At 64.3% G+C, this 16,243-nt stretch carries 16 protein-coding genes; 3 read left to right on the top strand and 13 right to left on the bottom strand.

The annotated features are described in order from the left end of the window. Positions 1-27: 27 nt before the first annotated feature. Positions 28-855 carry a protein-disulfide reductase DsbD domain-containing protein gene (locus tag I2H36_RS05660; protein WP_196262891.1) on the bottom strand — a complete coding sequence of 276 codons (828 nt, stop codon included), beginning with the start codon at positions 853-855 and terminating at the stop codon, positions 28-30. Between the two features lie 106 nt (positions 856-961). Here I2H36_RS05660 and I2H36_RS05655 point away from each other — a divergent pair, with 106 nt between their 5' ends. Next, positions 962-1,573, top strand: coding sequence for a YqgE/AlgH family protein (locus I2H36_RS05655; RefSeq protein ID WP_196262890.1), 612 nt, complete (start codon positions 962-964; stop codon positions 1,571-1,573). 6 nt (positions 1,574-1,579) lie between these two features. Here I2H36_RS05655 and I2H36_RS05650 read toward each other — a convergent pair whose 3' ends face one another. The 12 genes from I2H36_RS05650 to coxB form a co-directional block, all read right to left on the bottom strand. Continuing rightward, complete coding sequence (locus tag I2H36_RS05650; protein WP_196262889.1) at positions 1,580-4,459, bottom strand: EAL domain-containing protein; 2,880 nt, start codon at positions 4,457-4,459, stop codon at positions 1,580-1,582. A 199-nt stretch (positions 4,460-4,658) separates the two neighbouring features. Then, positions 4,659-5,942, bottom strand: a complete 1,284-nt coding sequence (locus I2H36_RS05645) for a M16 family metallopeptidase (RefSeq protein ID WP_196262888.1) — start codon at positions 5,940-5,942, stop codon at positions 4,659-4,661. Further along, positions 5,939-7,354, bottom strand: coding sequence for a threonine synthase (thrC, locus tag I2H36_RS05640; protein WP_196262887.1), 1,416 nt, complete (start codon positions 7,352-7,354; stop codon positions 5,939-5,941). The genes I2H36_RS05645 and thrC overlap by 4 nt, the downstream gene beginning before the upstream one ends. A gap of 74 nt (positions 7,355-7,428) precedes the next feature. Continuing rightward, entirely contained in the window at positions 7,429-7,959 is a 531-nt protein-coding gene (locus I2H36_RS05635) for a GNAT family N-acetyltransferase (RefSeq protein WP_196262886.1), read from the bottom strand. 211 nt (positions 7,960-8,170) lie between these two features. Then, positions 8,171-8,938 (bottom strand): SURF1 family cytochrome oxidase biogenesis protein, encoded by a 768-nt coding sequence (locus tag I2H36_RS05630; protein ID WP_196262885.1) that lies wholly within the window; start codon positions 8,936-8,938, stop codon positions 8,171-8,173. Further along, positions 8,935-9,306 (bottom strand): DUF983 domain-containing protein, encoded by a 372-nt coding sequence (locus tag I2H36_RS05625; RefSeq protein ID WP_196262884.1) that lies wholly within the window; start codon positions 9,304-9,306, stop codon positions 8,935-8,937. Before I2H36_RS05625 ends, I2H36_RS05630 begins: the two co-directional genes overlap by 4 nt. A gap of 113 nt (positions 9,307-9,419) precedes the next feature. Beyond that, entirely contained in the window at positions 9,420-10,280 is an 861-nt protein-coding gene (locus I2H36_RS05620) for a cytochrome c oxidase subunit 3 (RefSeq protein ID WP_196262883.1), read from the bottom strand. 68 nt (positions 10,281-10,348) lie between these two features. Continuing rightward, entirely contained in the window at positions 10,349-10,939 is a 591-nt protein-coding gene (locus tag I2H36_RS05615) for a cytochrome c oxidase assembly protein (RefSeq protein ID WP_196262882.1), read from the bottom strand. A 9-nt stretch (positions 10,940-10,948) separates the two neighbouring features. Continuing rightward, entirely contained in the window at positions 10,949-11,110 is a 162-nt protein-coding gene (locus tag I2H36_RS05610) for a hypothetical protein (protein WP_196262881.1), read from the bottom strand. 4 nt (positions 11,111-11,114) lie between these two features. After that, positions 11,115-12,071, bottom strand: coding sequence for a heme o synthase (locus tag I2H36_RS05605; protein WP_196262880.1), 957 nt, complete (start codon positions 12,069-12,071; stop codon positions 11,115-11,117). 242 nt (positions 12,072-12,313) lie between these two features. Beyond that, on the bottom strand, positions 12,314-13,933 hold the full coding sequence (ctaD, locus tag I2H36_RS05600; protein WP_196262879.1) for a cytochrome c oxidase subunit I: 1,620 nt from the start codon (positions 13,931-13,933) through the stop codon (positions 12,314-12,316). 29 nt (positions 13,934-13,962) lie between these two features. Continuing rightward, on the bottom strand, positions 13,963-14,817 hold the full coding sequence (gene coxB / locus I2H36_RS05595; protein ID WP_196262878.1) for a cytochrome c oxidase subunit II: 855 nt from the start codon (positions 14,815-14,817) through the stop codon (positions 13,963-13,965). A 313-nt stretch (positions 14,818-15,130) separates the two neighbouring features. Here coxB and I2H36_RS05590 point away from each other — a divergent pair, with 313 nt between their 5' ends. Together I2H36_RS05590 and I2H36_RS05585 are read left to right on the top strand one after the other, a co-directional pair. Next, complete coding sequence (locus tag I2H36_RS05590) at positions 15,131-15,643, top strand: invasion associated locus B family protein (RefSeq protein WP_196262877.1); 513 nt, start codon at positions 15,131-15,133, stop codon at positions 15,641-15,643. Between the two features lie 39 nt (positions 15,644-15,682). Then, the gene (locus I2H36_RS05585) at positions 15,683-16,243 is read left to right on the top strand and encodes a hypothetical protein (RefSeq protein WP_196262876.1); all 561 of its coding nucleotides are present in this window, start codon (positions 15,683-15,685) and stop codon (positions 16,241-16,243) included.

Raw genomic sequence — 16,243 nt, 5'->3', positions numbered from 1 at the left:
AAAGCTATACTGTTGAATGCTTTATCCCTAGCGCGGCAGGTCGCTCGCGTCGAGGCTGACTTCCGTCTCGATGGCCTTGTCGCCGGCGACCAGCGTCAGGCGTAAGGAAACGGGACCTGATGCGTCCTTCGGCTTCTCCTCTACCGTGAGGATGAAGTGATCCCCATCGACCGGATGAGAGGCGGAAAAGAACCAGTTCTCCGGCCCCTCAGGGAAGAGGGCGGGCTTCGTGCCGACTGGCGCCCGGATAGTCACCGTGAAGGCCGGCTTGTCCCCGGCGAGGGGGGCGACGGACAGGATCGACAGGTCGGCCGGAGCTGCAAGTGCTTGAGGGAGCGGAACCTTCACCAGGGCCGCCTCGATGGCATTGCGCTCGGAATCGGCCCCGTTGAGGTCAAGGGACAGGTCCGCATTGGCTGGGATGCAAATGTCCTTGCAGACCCCGTATTCCAGCGCCAGAGCGAGCCTGACGGGCTTTGCCGGATCCTTGGGCTTCACGAGGATCGGGATCACGGCCTGTTTGCCGTAGACATAGGCGACCCCTGCCGCATCCTCATGCCGCTTGGGGGCAGGCCATCGGATCTCGGTGCTGGCCACGTTCTCCGATCCCGACCAGTCGAACCGGGGCGGCAGGCCGGAATCGCCTGGTGTGCGCCAGTAGGTCTTGAACCCCTGGTCGAGGGTGATCTCGACTCCGGCGAGCCAATGCTCTCCCTGCTGCCCTCCACCGATCAGGCGGGCACGGGAATGGAACCCTTGAGTGGTAGCGGAAGGCTTGACGGGTTGCGCGATGGCTGCGGCAAAGGACAATACACAAAAAAACGCAACCGAAGCGGCGCGGAACATGGATACCATGGAACTGACGCCTCCCTGAGGCACTTCCCTTATGCGTTTATTCTCGGGTCTGCCATCCACGATCCTGTGATCGGGCTGGCAAGCTCGGCAAGGCAGATTGTAGGATATGGGCTCTCACCTTTCATCATACGGCACCGAATCAACCTACCTCGACGGGCAGCTTCTCGTGGCGATGCCAGGGATGATGGACGAACGCTTCGCCCGGGCCGTCATCTTCATCTGCGCCCATTCGACCGAGGGCGCGATGGGTATCATCCTCAACCGGCCTGCCGCCAACGTGACAATGCCGGATCTGTTGGTTCAGCTCGAGATCGTGCCCGAGGCGGAGCGCATCCGTCTGCCGCAGAAGGTGGGGAATATGCAGGTGCTCATGGGCGGCCCTGTGGAGACGAGCCGCGGCTTCGTTCTCCATTCGCCGGATTTCCACCTCTCCCAGTCGACCCTGCCTATCGACGACGGCATCTGCCTGACAGCCACCATCGACATCCTGCGCGCCATCGCGGCCGGCCGCGGGCCTGAGAACGCGGTGCTGGCCCTCGGCTATGCCGGCTGGGGCGCTGGCCAACTGGAGATGGAGCTGCAGGCCAATGGCTGGCTCAACACGCCGGCCGATGCGGAAATCGTCTTCAACACGGCTGCGGACGTGCGCTACGAGATGGCCCTGCGCCGGATCGGCATCGAGCCCGCTATGCTGTCCATGGAAGCCGGCCACGCCTGATCAGCATCAGGCGGCCGCCGGGGCAGCTCCCAAGAGCTGGCGCGCCTGGAGCGTCGACATCGGCTCGCCGAACACGGGTCCCTGCGCATATTCGCAGCCGAGCTGATAGAGCTCGATTGCCTCGGACTCACTCTCCGCGCCTTCCGCCACGATTTCCATGCCGAGCTCGTGCGCCATCTTGACGATGGATCGCAGGATGACCGGCCTGCCGCCCGCCATCTGGCGCACGAAGGACTCGTCCACTTTGATCGTGTCGAACGGGAAGCGCTGCAGGTAGGCGAGGGCGGAATAGCCCGTTCCGAAATCGTCGAGCGACAGGCCGGCGCCCAAATCGCGCAGGCGCGAGAGCATCTGGGCCGAGTATTCCGGGTTCTCCATCACGAGACTTTCCGTCATCTCGATCTTGAGCGTGCCGGGAATGACGCCAGAGCGGGCGATCACCGTCTTCACATCCTGCAGCAGGTCGTGCCGCAGCAGGTGGTGGCTCGACATGTTCACGCTGGCGAAAATCGGCGGCTCGACCTCGAGGGCGTTCTGCCATGCAGCGAGCTCGCGGCCCGTCTGCTCCAGCAGGAACACGCTCAGCTTGACGATGAGACCCGTATCCTCGGCAATGGACATGAAGTCCTCAGGACCGACGCGGCCGAGCCGCGGATGATCCCAGCGCAGCATCGACTCGAAGCCCGCAATGGTCCGGTCTTCCAGGCGCACGATCGGCTTGAACAGCACCTTCATCTCGCCCCGGTCGAGGGCGTGGCGAAGGTCGGTTTCCATGGTGAAGTGATCGCTGCGGTCGGAGCGCATGGTGGGCCGAAACACCTCGATCCGGTCGCCGCCGTTGCGCCGTGCGTGCGCCATGGCGATCTCGGCGTTGCGCAAAACCTCCTCGCGCCGCGCGGCGATCTGCGGATCGTGCAGCGCGATGCCGATGGAAGCGGTGAGGAAGAATTCCCGCTCGGAATAGGTGAACGGCGTCGTCACCACGCGCCGAACCATGTCGGCAAACGAGATGATGCGGTCGGTTTCCCGCTCAGACAGCAGGATGATCGCGAACTCGTCACCCGAAATGCGTGCCAGGGTGTCCTGGGGCTTCAGCAGGCGGCTCAGGCGCCGCGACAGGGTCAGCAGGATCGAGTCGCCGGCCGCATAGCCGGCACTGGCATTGGCGTCCTTCAGCTTGTCGATGTCGATGACCACGACGGTTGGGCGTAAGGCATCGTCCTGGCTCGCATAGGTGAGAGCCGCTTCGAGACGATCATAGAAGAGCTGCCGGTTCGGCAGGCTGGTCAGGTTGTCGTGGACGGCGTCGTGCAGCAGGCGCTCCTCAGCGGTCTTGCTATCCATGACATCCGCGAGCGTGCCAACGATGCGCAGCACTTCGCCATCCGAACCGATCACCGGGCGGGCTCGGAGGCGGAACCAGTTATGCGCCCCGGTCGACGAGCGCAGACGGAAATCCTGGGTCAGGCGACCGCGGCGCTGCTCGATGACCGCGTCGAGGCCGAGCCGGTAGCGGTCCTTGTCGAAGGGATGGATGAGGTCGAGCCAGGCCGAGGCGGGGCCTTCCAGCGAGCCGCGCTTGAGCCCGAGCTGATGCTCGACCTCGGGGCTGACGAAGATGTTGTCCGAGACCACGTCCCAGTCGAACACGATGTCGCCTGCGCCCGTCAGCGCCAAGGCCCGGCGTTCCGTGTCGTTGACGAAGCCGCGCGCAAAGCCGCCGCCGGCGAAGGCATGCTGCATGACCGTGAAGCCGATCAGCATGACCACCAGGACAAGGCCGCCGACGAGGGCCGGGGGCACGAGATCGGAGGAGAGCTGTCCCACGACGGTGAAGCTCGCCGCTGTCACCCAGGCCACCAGGAGCAGCCAAGTGGGGACAAGCATCACGGCGCGGTCGTAGCCGTGGGTCGCCAGATGGATCACGAGAACGAAGCCGATGCCGGCGACCGCAGCAATCGACATGCGGGCCACGCCAGAGGCCATGGGAGGATCGACGATGGCGAGCGCCATCAATCCCCCGAGGAACAGGAGCCAGAACGCCGTGACGTGGCTGTAGCGCACGTGCCAGCGGTTGAGGTTGAGATAGGCGAAGAGGAAGACGAGAAGCGTTGCGGCGAGCACCGCCTCGGCACCGGCGCGGTAGATCTGCTCCGTGGCTTCCGTGATCGGGAAGACCCGCTGGAAGAAGCCGAAATCGATGCAGGCATAGGCCAGCACCGCCCAGGCAAGCGCGGCTGCCGCCGGGAAGATCAGGGCGCCCTTCACCACGAACACGATGGTGAGGAACAGGGCGAGCAGGCCCGCGATGCCGATGATGATGCCCTTGTAGAGGGTCAGGCCGTTGACCCGGTCCTTGTAGGCATCCGCGTCCCACAGGTGGACTTGGGGCAGGTTGTCCGAGCGCAGCTCCGCCACGAAGGTCACGGTCGTGCCGGGATCGAGGGTGATGAGGAAAAGATCGGCGTCTTCGCTGTCGTCGCGTTCGGGCCGGATGCCCTGGCTCGCCGTGATCGCCGCGATGCGGGTGGCGCCGAGATCGGGCCAGATCACGCCGGAGCCGGTGAGCCGGAAATGCGGGGCGACCAGGAGGCGTTCGATCTGTTCGTCGGTGTCGTTGGTGAGCGCGAAGACCATCCAGTCCGGCCGGGTGCCGGACTCGCGCGCCTTCACGGCGATACGGCGAACGATGCCGTCGCGCCCGGGCGCCGTGGAAATGCGGATCTCGTCCCCGTCCGAGTTGTAGCGCTCGATGGCCGGGGTGAGGTCGATGGCCTTCATCTTGGGGTCGACGCGCACGGATTCCACGGCCCAGCCGGCAGTCGGCCAGGCGAGCCCCAGGAATGTCGCCAAAAGAAGGGTTATGGCGAAAGATACGATCCGCAATGCTTCGGTCTTTCGTCCGGTACTAAGACAGTGGAAGGGAATTGGTACCGGTCAGGAGGCTTGAGAGCAAGGCGGAGCCTGCAAAGGCCCCCACTTGTCCGCAGGACTCAGTTGTTATTGTTATCACGCGCCATGAGGCCCGTTTGCGGCGGCATTGAGGAGAATCAAGCATGACCTAAAGGCAGGCGCGGCAGAAAAATCAGCCACGCAGCCTCTGGGCGATGCTCTCCAGAGACGGCAGCGCCTTGATCGGCCCGATGGCCGCCATGGTGGGTGTGCCCTGCAGCAGCGAGCGGCCTGCCTCTCGCACATGCTCTACCTCAAGGGCATCGACCTTGCGGACGATCTCATCGCTGCCGACCACCCGGCCCCAGGACAGGAGCTGGCGGGCCACCCGCTCGATCCGGCCGCCGGGAGTCTCCAGGGCGGTGAGCAGGGCCACCTTCATCTGGGCCTTGGCGCGGATCAGCTCGATCTCGCTGATGTCCCCCGTCGCCTGGACCATGCAGGCGAGCGTCACGTCCATCAGCTCGCGCACGTCCGATCCTGCCGTTCCAGCCCCGATTCCGAAAAGGCCGCAATCGGAGAAGGGCCAGTGGAAGGAATCGATGGAATAGGCGAGGCCGCGGGTCTCGCGCACCTCGTGCCAGAGCCGAGAGGTCAGGCCGCCGCCGAGCATATGGGCGAAGAGATGGGCGGCGTAATAGTTTGGGTCCTTGAACGAGAGCCCCGGCAGGCCGAGCACAAGATTGGCCTGCTCAAGCTTGCGGGAGATGCGCCGCTCGCCGCCCGTATAGCGGCCCGCCTCCGGCTGGCGCGCCTCGACGGCTGGCATGGCGCCGAACAGGCGCTCGGCCAGATCGACGATCTGGGCATGCTCCACGTCGCCGGCGGCGGCCAGCACCATCTTGCCGGGCGTGTATTCCCGCGTCAGGAAGGCGCGGATCGTCGCCTCGTCGAAGCTCTTGATGGTTTCCGGCGTGCCTAGGATCGGGCGGCCGACGGCTTGGCCTGCGAAGGCGGTTTCCATGAAGGCGTCGTAGATCAGGTCGTCCGGCGTGTCCTCGACGGCAGCGTATTCCTGAAGGATCACTCCCTTCTCGCGGGCGAGCTCGCCTGCATCAAAAGCCGAGTGGATGAGGATGTCGCCGAGCACGTCGAGGGCGACGTCCACGTTCTCGCCGAGAACGCGGGCTGTGTAGCTCGTGTATTCGACGCTGGTCGCGGCATTGATGTCGCCGCCCACATTCTCGATGTCCTCGGCGATCTGGCGGGCGGAGCGGCGCGCCGTGCCTTTGAACGCCATGTGCTCGATGAGATGCGACAGGCCGTGCTCCTGCGGCTCTTCGTGGCGCGAGCCGGTGCCGACCCAGACGCCGAGCGTCGCGGTGGCGATCTCGGGCATCCGCTCGGTGGCGACCATGAGGCCGTTGGGCAGGGTGGTGATGTCGATCCGCTTTTCGCGGACGAAATGCTGGTTCATGCGGCAGCGCCTTTGACCGCCCGCGCGCGCTCACGGATGAAGCGCTCGACCGCAGCTTGGTCGTTGGGAAGAACGGTGAAGCTCTCCTTGCGCTCCATCAGATCCGCCATGTGCGGCGGAAGTGCGGGGCGCACGCCCGTGGCGCGCTCGACCGCGTCCGGGAATTTTGCCGGGTGGGCGGTGGAGAGGGCCACGACGGGCGTTTCGGGATTCTGCTTCAACAGGGCGCGGCCGGCGCGGGTGCCGACGGCGCTGTGCGGGTCGAGCACGTAGCCGGTGCTGCGATAGGTCTCGGCCATTTCCGCCATGACGTTGTCTTCGTTCACGGCTTCCGCCGAGAATTCCTCGCGGATGCGGGCCATTGGCTCCGCGTCGATCAGGAAGGCGCGGGACTGGTGGAGGCTCGCCATGAGGCGGCGGACCGCCTCGCCGTCACGGCCGTAGGCTTCGAACAGCAGGCGCTCGAAGTTGGACGAGATCTGGATGTCCATCGACGGCGAGGTCGTGGGATGCACGCCCTTCATCTCATAGCTTCCTGTGCCCAGCGTGCGGGCCAGGATGTCGTTGGCGTTGGTGCCGATCATCAGCCGCTCGATGGGCAGCCCCATGCGCTTGGCCACCCAACCGGCGAGGATGTCGCCGAAATTGCCCGTGGGCACGGAGAACGAGACCGGGCGGTGAGGGGCACCCAGGGCAACCGCAGCGGTGAAGTAGTAGACGGCTTGAGCCGTCACACGCGCCCAGTTGATGGAGTTGACGCCCGAGAGCTGCAGCTCGTCGCGGAAGCGGGCATGGTTGAACATGCCCTTCACCATAGTCTGGCAATCGTCGAAGGTGCCTTCCACCGCCAGCGCATGGACATTGGGCGAGGCGACCGTGGTCATCTGCCGGCGCTGCACGTCCGACACGCGGCCATGCGGATAGAGAATGAAGATGTCGACCTGATCGAGGCCCTTGAAGGCCTCGACCGCCGCGCTGCCCGTATCGCCCGAGGTGGCGCCCACGATGGTGGCGCGGGCCCTGCGTGCTTTCAGCACGTGGTCCATGAGCCGTCCGAGCAGCTGCATGGCCACGTCCTTGAACGCGAGCGTGGGGCCGTGGAAGAGTTCGAGCACGAACAGGTTGTCGCCGAGCTGGGTCAGCGGGCACACGGCCGCGTGACGGAACGAGGCATAAGACTCATCGATCATGCGCGACAGTGCCGCTTCCGGAATATCGCCGTCGACCAGAGGCCCGAGCACGGCTTTGGCCACCTCGGCGTAAGGCTTGCCGGCAAAGCCCCGGATTGTCTCGGCCGTCAGTGTCGGCCAGCATTCCGGCAGGTAGAGCCCACCATCCCGGGCGAGGCCGGTCAGCAGGGCATCAGTGAAACCGAGCGCCGGGGCTTCTCCCCGGGTCGAGACATGGAGCAATGTCGATCTCCTGGAAATTCGGCCGGACAATAGGTGCCGCGACCGGTCACGGCAAGGCGCAACCGGCCGCAGTGTCAGGGTTTTATCCTGGCCATCGCATAGGCATCGGCGAAGGCGCCGCCCCGAAAGGCGAAATCCCTGTGCGTGCCCTCGATCTCGAAACCGTTGCGCTTGTAGAGCGCGATGGCCGGCACGTTGTCCACATAGACGGTCAATTCGATCCGGCGCAGGTTCATCCAGTCATCGGCGATCGTGATCAGTTCGCGCAACAGCCTCGAGCCGATCCTCCGGCCGTGGAAACCGTCGTGCAGGCCCATGCCGAGATAACCCACATGGGCGCGCCGCCCCTGGTGCCGCTCGAAGCCGCCGTTGCCGATGATCCGGCCGGACTGCTCGACCACGAGGCTGATGTTGTTGGCCGGATCGGTGCCCTCGATCCATTTCCGGATCGCTTCAGGCGTCCGGTAGGGCAGCCGCAAGGTGCCCCAGCGATAGCCCGGATTGTCCCCAAGCGCCGCGATACCCTCGCAGTCGGCGGGACGCGCCGCCCGAATGACGATGTCATCAGCGGGACTAAGTGGATGAGTTGTCGGCTGAATGTCCATGTCGCTCTCCTCTGGATGAAGGCGGAGGCGAACCGAACCTTTAAGAAGCCCTGCTCGTCTCCGCAGGGCTTGTCAGGAATGCTCGACGCTAACTTAGACGCGCAAAGCCTCTCCCGTGCGCCCTGCATGGCACATCGTGAGATGGGTTACGGTCATGAGAAGCTTGAACATGCGGCTAGAATAGCTGCGCTCAGCTAAAATGACAAACGTCCTATTTCAGCTCGTCTGGGTCGGGCTCGGTCAAGCGCCGCCAGGCAAAGGCCGTGAAGACGCCGATCAGGGTCAGGGCGATGCCGTACCAGGTGATCACGTATTGAAGGTGGTTGTTCGGCAGGGTCAGCGGTGTCTGTCCGCCCCGGGGCCAGCCACCGGGATTCGGGCTCGCATCGGCGTCGATCAGGAAGGGCGCAACCCGCTCGAGCTTGTGGGCCGCCGCCAAGGCCAGAGGGTCGCGGGTGAACCATTGGTCGCGGGCGGGATCATTGTTGGGCGTGAAGGAGTTGCGGGCTTCCGGCGCCCGCACGAGGCCGGTGATCGTGACCTCACCCCTAGGCTGGCTCTCGGGGCGGCTGGCCGGATCACGCAGGTCGGTGGGCACGAAGCCGCGGTTGATCATCACGACGGCGCCGTTGGCAAGCTTCAACGGGGTCATCAGGTAATAGCCCTGGATCGGCGCTCCCTGCCGCTCACCGCGGGCGAGGCCGTAGACCGGAGTTTCGAATTCGTGGAGGAAGGTGCCGGTCACCCGCACTTTCCGGAACTCGTCCTGATCGGCGCGCCAGGTAGGCCAATCCGCCTCGGGCAGGATGGCGCCGGGCTCGCCATAGGCGCGGGTCTCGATCTGCGCGATCAGGTCCTCCTTCCAGGCCTTGCGCTGGAGTTGCCAGGTGCCGAGGCCGATCAGGATGGCCAGCGCCACCAGGGTTGCCAGGCCTGGAAGAATAAGGGAGCGGCCCTTGTGCAGGCGGGAGGCGGTCACTTCTCGAAGCGCCCTTCCTCGGCCTTGTGATGGTACTGCAGGTTCATCAGAACACCTTTGAGCGGCCTCACCAGGGCGAGGCTCAAGGCAATGCTGAGAACCGTCCACATGACGAGATGGAGCCAAATCGGCGGCTCGTAGGTGAACTCGGTCCACAGCGCCAGGGCCACCACCACGATGCCGACAAAGGACATAACGAAGAATGCCGGGCCGTCACCGGTGTCGGTGAATGCAAGGTCGAGGCCGCAGACCTCGCATCTCGGCTGAACCGACAGGAAACCCTTGAACACATGCCCCTTGCCGCAGCGGGGGCATAGCCCCTTGAGGCCGGTGGTGATGGGCGAGGGGGCGGACGGGTCGTGAGCCACGGCTTTTCTCCAAAACGGCCGGTGGGGCGTGACCGACAAATGGTGACGGGACCCCGAAAATGCGAAGGGCGGCCTTGAAGCCGCCCCTGCTGATTTGTCGTTCGGCGTGCGACTTAGTGGCCGCCGGCGGCGTGTCCGCCGTAGCCCCACACATAGATGGCGGCGAAGAGGAAGAGCCACACCACGTCGACGAAGTGCCAGTACCAGGCGGCGAACTCGAAACCGAGATGCTGCTGAGGCGTGAAGTCGCCGCGATAGGCGCGCAGCAGGCAGACGGCCAGGAAGATCGTGCCGATGATCACATGCGCGCCGTGGAAGCCCGTCGCCATGAAGAAGGTGGCGCCGTAGATGTTGCCGCTAAACCCGAAGGCCGCGTGGCTATACTCGTAGGCCTGCACGCAGGTGAAGACGAAGCCGAGGATCACCGTGAGCCACAAGCCCATCTTCAGGCCCTGGCGGTCGTTGTGCAGGAGCGCATGGTGCGCCCAGGTGACCGTGGTGCCGGAGGTGAGCAGGATCAACGTGTTGAGAAGAGGCAAGTGCCAGGGATCGAAGGTCTCGATGCCCTTCGGAGGCCAAACGCCGCCGAGCGTCTCGACTCGGGAGTAGAGCTGCGGGTCGCCGGCATAGAGGGCCGCATCGAAATAGGCCCAGAACCAGGCGGCGAAGAACATCACCTCGGAGGCGATGAACATCATCATGCCGTAGCGGTGGTGAAGCTGGACCACGCGGGTGTGCGACCCGGTGTTGGCCTCCTTCACCACGTCGGTCCACCAGGCGAGCATCGTGTAGAGAACGCCGATGATGCCTGCGCCGAACACGATGGGGCCGAGGTCCATCCCGGCGATGTGGATGTCCTTCCACCAAGTGACGAACCCGGAGGTCAGCAGGAACGCGCTGACCGCGCCGATGAGCGGCCACGGGCTCGGTTCAAGGATGTGGTAGTCGTGGTTCTTGGCGTGGGCCTCGGCCATTTCGTGTCGTCTCCGTGCCTCGAAGGTGAACTCGCTTTAAGACGTTTCCGCTTAAGTTGTCACGTGTCTTATTGAGAGATGGGTGTGGTGGATGATGTCACCTCCGCCACCGGCTTGCCCCCCTTGGAGGGAAAGTAGGTGTAGGAGAGGGTGATGGATGAGATGTCCTTCACGTCGCGATCCTCGGCCAGACGGGGATCGACGTAGAACACGACCGCGGATTCCAGAGTTTCGCCCGGCTGCAGGGTCTGCTCGGTAAAGCAGAAGCACTCGAGCTTGGAGAAGTAGGTGCCGGCGAGATCGGGCTGCACGTTGTAGGTGGCAATGCCCGTCGTCGGTTTGTCGCCCTTGTTGGTGACCTTGTAGAGAACCGTCGTGGTCTCGCCCAGCCTGACCTTGACCTCAGGGGTTTCCGGCGCAAAGCGCCAGTTCAGCCCGGGCGCCACATTGGAGTCGAAGCGCACGGAGATCGTCCGGCCGAGCACCTGCGAGCCGTTGCTGTCGACCGCGATGGGCGTGCCGCCGAAGCCGGTGACCTTGCAGAAGAGGTCGTAGAGGGGAACGGACGCGTAAGCCAAGCCGACCATGCCCACGACGAGGCCGACGCAGGCGAAGGCCGTGCGGTGCATCTTGCGTTGGATGTGCGGGTTCTCAGCCATGCTCAAACCTCACATGGGGCGCTGCAGGACGCCCGGTCCCAGCTTCGCGATCGTGACCACGTAGAACAGCAGCACGAGGGCCCCGAGGGTGAGCGCCAGGGCGAGCGAGCGCGTGCGGCGGCGCTTCTGTTCCTCGGGCGTCAGGCTTTGGGATGGTTTGCGATCCGCCATGGGGTTACCCGAACACCGGCCGGAAGAAGCCGAAGCCGTGCTCCACGAGCAGGGTCGCGAAGAGCAGGAAGAGATAGAGGATCGAGAAGCCGAAGAGCTGCTGAGCCACCCGCATGGCAGGCTCGCCTTGGCGCAGGCGATAGACCTGCAGGGCCAGCGCCAGCATGCCGAAGCCGCCGACGAGGGAGATGATGGCATAGGCCAAGCCGCCAAACCCTAAGGCCACCGGAGCTATGCCCAGCGGGGCCAGAAGGATCGTGTAGGCGAGGATCTGGAAGCGGGTCGCGTCGGGGCCTGCCACGTTCGGCAGCATGGGGATGCCGGCGCGCTGGTAATCGCCCGACTTCACGAGAGCCAGAGCCCAGAAGTGCGGAGGCGTCCACATGAAGATGATGGCGAACAGCACGATGCTGTCCAGGGCCACGTGGCCCGTGACGGCCGCCTGCGCGACCACCGGGGGGAGGGCGCCCGCCGCACCGCCAATGACGATGTTCTGCGGCGTCGTGCGCTTCAGCCACATGGAATAGACGACCACGTAGAAGAAGATCGTGAAGGCCAGGAGACCCGCGGCGAGCCAGTTGCTGACGAGCCCCAAGATGATGACCGACCCGACGGAGAGGGTCATCCCGAAGGCCAGGGCCTCGCCGGGCTGAATCTTGCCGGCCGGAATCGGGCGCTTGGCCGTGCGGGTCATGACCGCATCGATATCCGCATCCCACCACATGTTCAGGCACCCGGATGCACCACCGCCGACGGCGATCATCAGGAGGGACACAAAGGCGACGATCGGGTGAACGGTCGATGGGCTCACGACCATGCCGACCAGGGCCGTGAAGACGACGAGAAACATCACCCGCGGCTTCAGCAGGGCGAAGAAGTCGGACACGTCGCCCTGCGACAGGCCTGCCGTGGCAAGGCTCTCGACTTGGGTTTCGGCCAGACTGTTCGACATGGTGCTCATCACAAAATTCCGAAATGCCGTGACGAGGCCGAAAAGGCCTCCGGATGGTCGGCTCCTCGCCGGAAGGCTTGAAGAAACCCAAGCCCTCTGGGGAGGAGCCGGGCGGTGAAAGCCGCCCAGCTCAAATGTTTTAGTGCATAGTGCGGAAAAGTGGATCCGGTTTTCCGCGTGCAACGATGCACTACTTTTTAGATCAAGCATCGGATCAATCCCAAAAGTGGGTTCCACTTTTGGGTCCGATGCTAGTGGCCCGTGTCGATGACGCGGGGCAGGGTCTCGAACTGGTGGTACGGAGGCGGGGAGGACAGGGTCCATTCCAGCGTCGTCGCACCCTCACCCCACGGATTGTCGGCAGCCTTTTCCTTGCGGATGAAGGCATAGACCACGCCGAACATGAAGATGAAGAGGCCCGCGAAGAAGATATAGGCGCCGATGGAGGACACCATGTTCCAGCCCGCGAAGGCGTCCGGGTAGTCCGCATAGCGGCGCGGCATGCCGGACAGCCCGAGGAAGTGCATCGGGAAGAACAGGATGTTCGAGCCGATGAAGGCAACCCAGAAGTGCAGCTTTCCGATCCATTCGGGCATCACGTAGCCGGTGATCTTCGGGAACCAGTAGTACATGCCGGCGAAGATCACGAAAACTGCGCCGAGAGACAGCACGTAGTGGAAGTGAGCCACCACGTAATAGGTGTCGTGCATGTAGCGGTCGACGGGAGCGTTCGCCAGCACGACGCCGGTGACGCCGCCGACCGTGAACAGGAACACGAAGCCCACCGCCCATTGCATGGCCGCCGTGAAGCGGATGGAACCGCCCCACATGGTGGCGATCCACGAGAAGATCTTCACGCCCGTGGGAACCGCGATCACCATGGTGGCGAACACGAAGTAGGCCTGGGTCTGGAGCGATAGGCCGACGGTGTACATGTGGTGCGCCCACACGACGAAGCCGACCACGCCGATCGCCACCATGGCGTAGGCCATGCCGAGATAGCCGAAGATCGGCTTCTTGGAGAAGGTGGAGATGATGTGGCTGACGATGCCGAAGGCCGGCAGGATCATGATGTACACTTCGGGGTGGCCGAAGAACCAGAACAGGTGCTGGTAGAGCACCGGATCGCCGCCGCCCGACGGATCGAAGAAGGTCGTGCCGAAGTTACGGTCGGTGAGCAGCATCGTGATCGCGCCCGCGAGAACCGGCAGCGACAGGAGCAGCAGGAACGCGGTCACCAGCATGGCCCAGGCAAAGAGCGGCATCTTGTGCAGCGTCATGCCCGGGGCGCGCATGTTGAGGATCGTGGTGATGAAGTTGATCGCGCCCAGGATCGACGCCGCACCGGCGAGGTGCAGGGCGAAGATGCCGAAGTCGAGCGCCGGACCAGGGTGGCCGACGGTCGAGAGGGGCGGATAGACGGTCCAGCCGCCGCCGAAGCCGAGCGAGCCCGGAGCGCCCTCGACGAAGAGCGAGCAGAGCATCAGGGCGAAGGCCGAGACTGTGAGCCAGTAGGAGATGTTGTTCATCCGCGGGAAGGCCATGTCGGGAGCGCCGATCATGAGCGGGATGAACCAGTTGCCGAAGCCGCCGATCAGCGTGGGCATCACCATGAAGAACACCATGATGAGGCCGTGGCCGGTCACGAAGACGTTGAATGCCTGCGGGTTCGAGAAGAACTGAAGGCCGGGCTCCTGGAGTTCCAGGCGCATGCCGATGGAGAGAAGGCCGCCGACGATGCCCGCCGTGAAGCCGAAGATCATGTAGAGCGTGCCGATGTCCTTGTGGTTCGTCGAATAGAACCACCGGCGCCAGAAGCTCGGAAGGTGATCGTGGTGATCCGCGTGAGCGGCATCAGCTGCATGTGCCATGATGAGACCTCTGTGGTCCTTTTTTCAGATTATTGAGCGGTCGCGAACTTGATCGGGGCGGAGCTGTCCGTAGAAGCATAACGCTGCTTCGCCTCGGCTAGCCAAGCGGCAAATTGCTGCTCGCTCACGACGCGGATTTCGATCGGCATGTAGGGATGGCCGTTGCCGCAGAGCTCCGAGCACTGGCCGTAATAGACGCCTTCCTTCTCGGCCTTGAACCAGGTCTCGTTCAGGCGTCCGGGAACGGCGTCGACCTTGATGTAGAAGGACGGCATGGCAAAGGCGTGCAGGACGTCGGCGGAGGTCACTTGGACCCGCACAACCTTGCCCACGGGCACCACCATCGCGTTGTCGGCGCCGAGCAGGCGCGGCTGGTCGGGCTTCCGGTTCCCGTCCTCGGGAATCATGTTCGAATCGAACTTGAAGCCGCCTTGATCGGCCGGGTACTCGTAGCCCCAGTACCAGGAATAGCCGGTCGCCTTCACCACCAGGTCCGCCTGAGGCGGCACGAGCTGCTCGCGCAGCAGGCGAAAGGACGGGATGGCAATCGCCACAAGGATCAGGACCGGGACGATGGTCCAAGCCACCTCAAGAAGGGTGTTATGAGTGGTTCTCGACGGGGTCGGGTTCTTGTTCTCGTTGAACCGGACGATGATCACCAGGATCAGGGCCAGCACGAAGAGGCAGATCGCTGTGATCAGCCAGACCAGGTAAGTGTGGAAGCTGGACACGCTCTGTCCCAGCTCGGTCACCATCTCCTGCATGCCGGTTTCCCAGGGAGAGGGCTGCCCGGCGGCGGCCGACGCCACATTGATGCCCAACACAAGTGCGACCGCTGCCGTGGAGAGGGCGGTCACCGATCGACGTGCATTCTCGATCCGCATCGGTGTTCCAAAGCTCCTAAAGATGTGATGGCCCAGGGCCATGAAAGCATCGGGGAGGGCGCGGGCGTGCGAATTTCGGCGCCCGGCTTGCGCCATCACCTTTGATCTGCGTCAAAGACCACAGGATGGAATGAAGCGCAACGGTAGAAGCGTTCCAAACTATGCGTCATAACCGCCAAAAAACGTTTCAGGTCCCCAAATAGCCCCTCTCGCTTGACATTACGCCCCCTGGCATGGTCCCAACGGGCCAAACTTGGATCGGAGCGGCCGCATGCCGCGACCCTTCAAAAGGGTTTACGGAATGGAGAAACCGATGGGCGCATCGCAATGGGTTCGCCATGGCGCGGCAGTTGTCCTGGGGCTGGCAGCCCTGCTCGGCGCCAGCAGCGCAGGCGCTCAGGGCATGGTCAAGAACACCTTCGGCGACTGGCAGATGCGGTGCGAGACTCCGGCCGGCGCCACCGCCGAGCAATGCGCCCTGGTGCAGAACGTTGTTGCAGAGGATCGCCCCAACGTCACCCTCGTGATTATCATGTTGAAAACCGCCGACGGCAAAAGCCGCCTCCTGCGCGTGGTGGCGCCTTTGGGTATTCTGCTGCCTTCGGGGCTGGGCCTGAAGATCGACCAGACGGATATTGGCCGCGCCGGCTTCGTGCGCTGCCTGGCATCGGGCTGCGTTGCCGAGGTGGTCATGGAGGACAACCTGATCAACCAGATGAGGACCGGCCAGCAGGCCACCTTCATCGTCTTCCAGACGCCCGAGGAGGGGATTGGGATTCCCGTGTCGCTGAACGGGTTTGCGACCGGATTCGATGCCCTTCCGTAAACAATGAAGAGAGGGTGGGGGACAATGATGGATAAGGGATTGAACCGCTGGGCCGGACGGGCCTTCGTCTCGCTCGGGATTGCGGCCCTGGCTGGCTGCGGAGCGCCGGGCGAGGGCGGCTTCGGCGTCGGCGACATGCTGCTCACGGCGGGGACAACCCAGACGCCGCCTCAGGCGGCCGAGACCCGCGACGTCTATTGCCCGACGGTCGATGTCATGGCTGGCGGTTCGGTCATCCGGGCTGGAGGCGTTGATGGCGGCTCTGTCCGCAGCCAGATCTCCCTGGGCGACTTGGCCCGCGAATGCGTCGGCCAGCCGGATGGCGGCACCCTCGTGAGGGTCGGTGTCGAGGCCCGGGCGCTCCTCGGCAACGCCGGGTCGGCGGGCCGCTATGACGTTCCTGTCCAGATCGTCGTCAAGGATGGCTCGACCGTTTTCGCCAACCGCTCCCGCCGGGTGGCGGCCGCGATTCCGGCCGGCCAGACCCAGACGACCGTCTCGATCGTCGAGGAGGGCATCGTGGTTCCGGCGTCGTCCGCCAATAACTTCGAGATCGAGGTCGGCCTCGGCACCCGCGCGGCGACAGGCCGGCGGGGCTGA

The organism is Microvirga terrestris (genome assembly GCF_015694425.1).
GTDB classification, from domain to species: Bacteria; Pseudomonadota; Alphaproteobacteria; order Rhizobiales; family Beijerinckiaceae; genus Microvirga; species Microvirga terrestris.
This window is presented reverse-complemented; position numbering and strand designations above follow the sequence as displayed.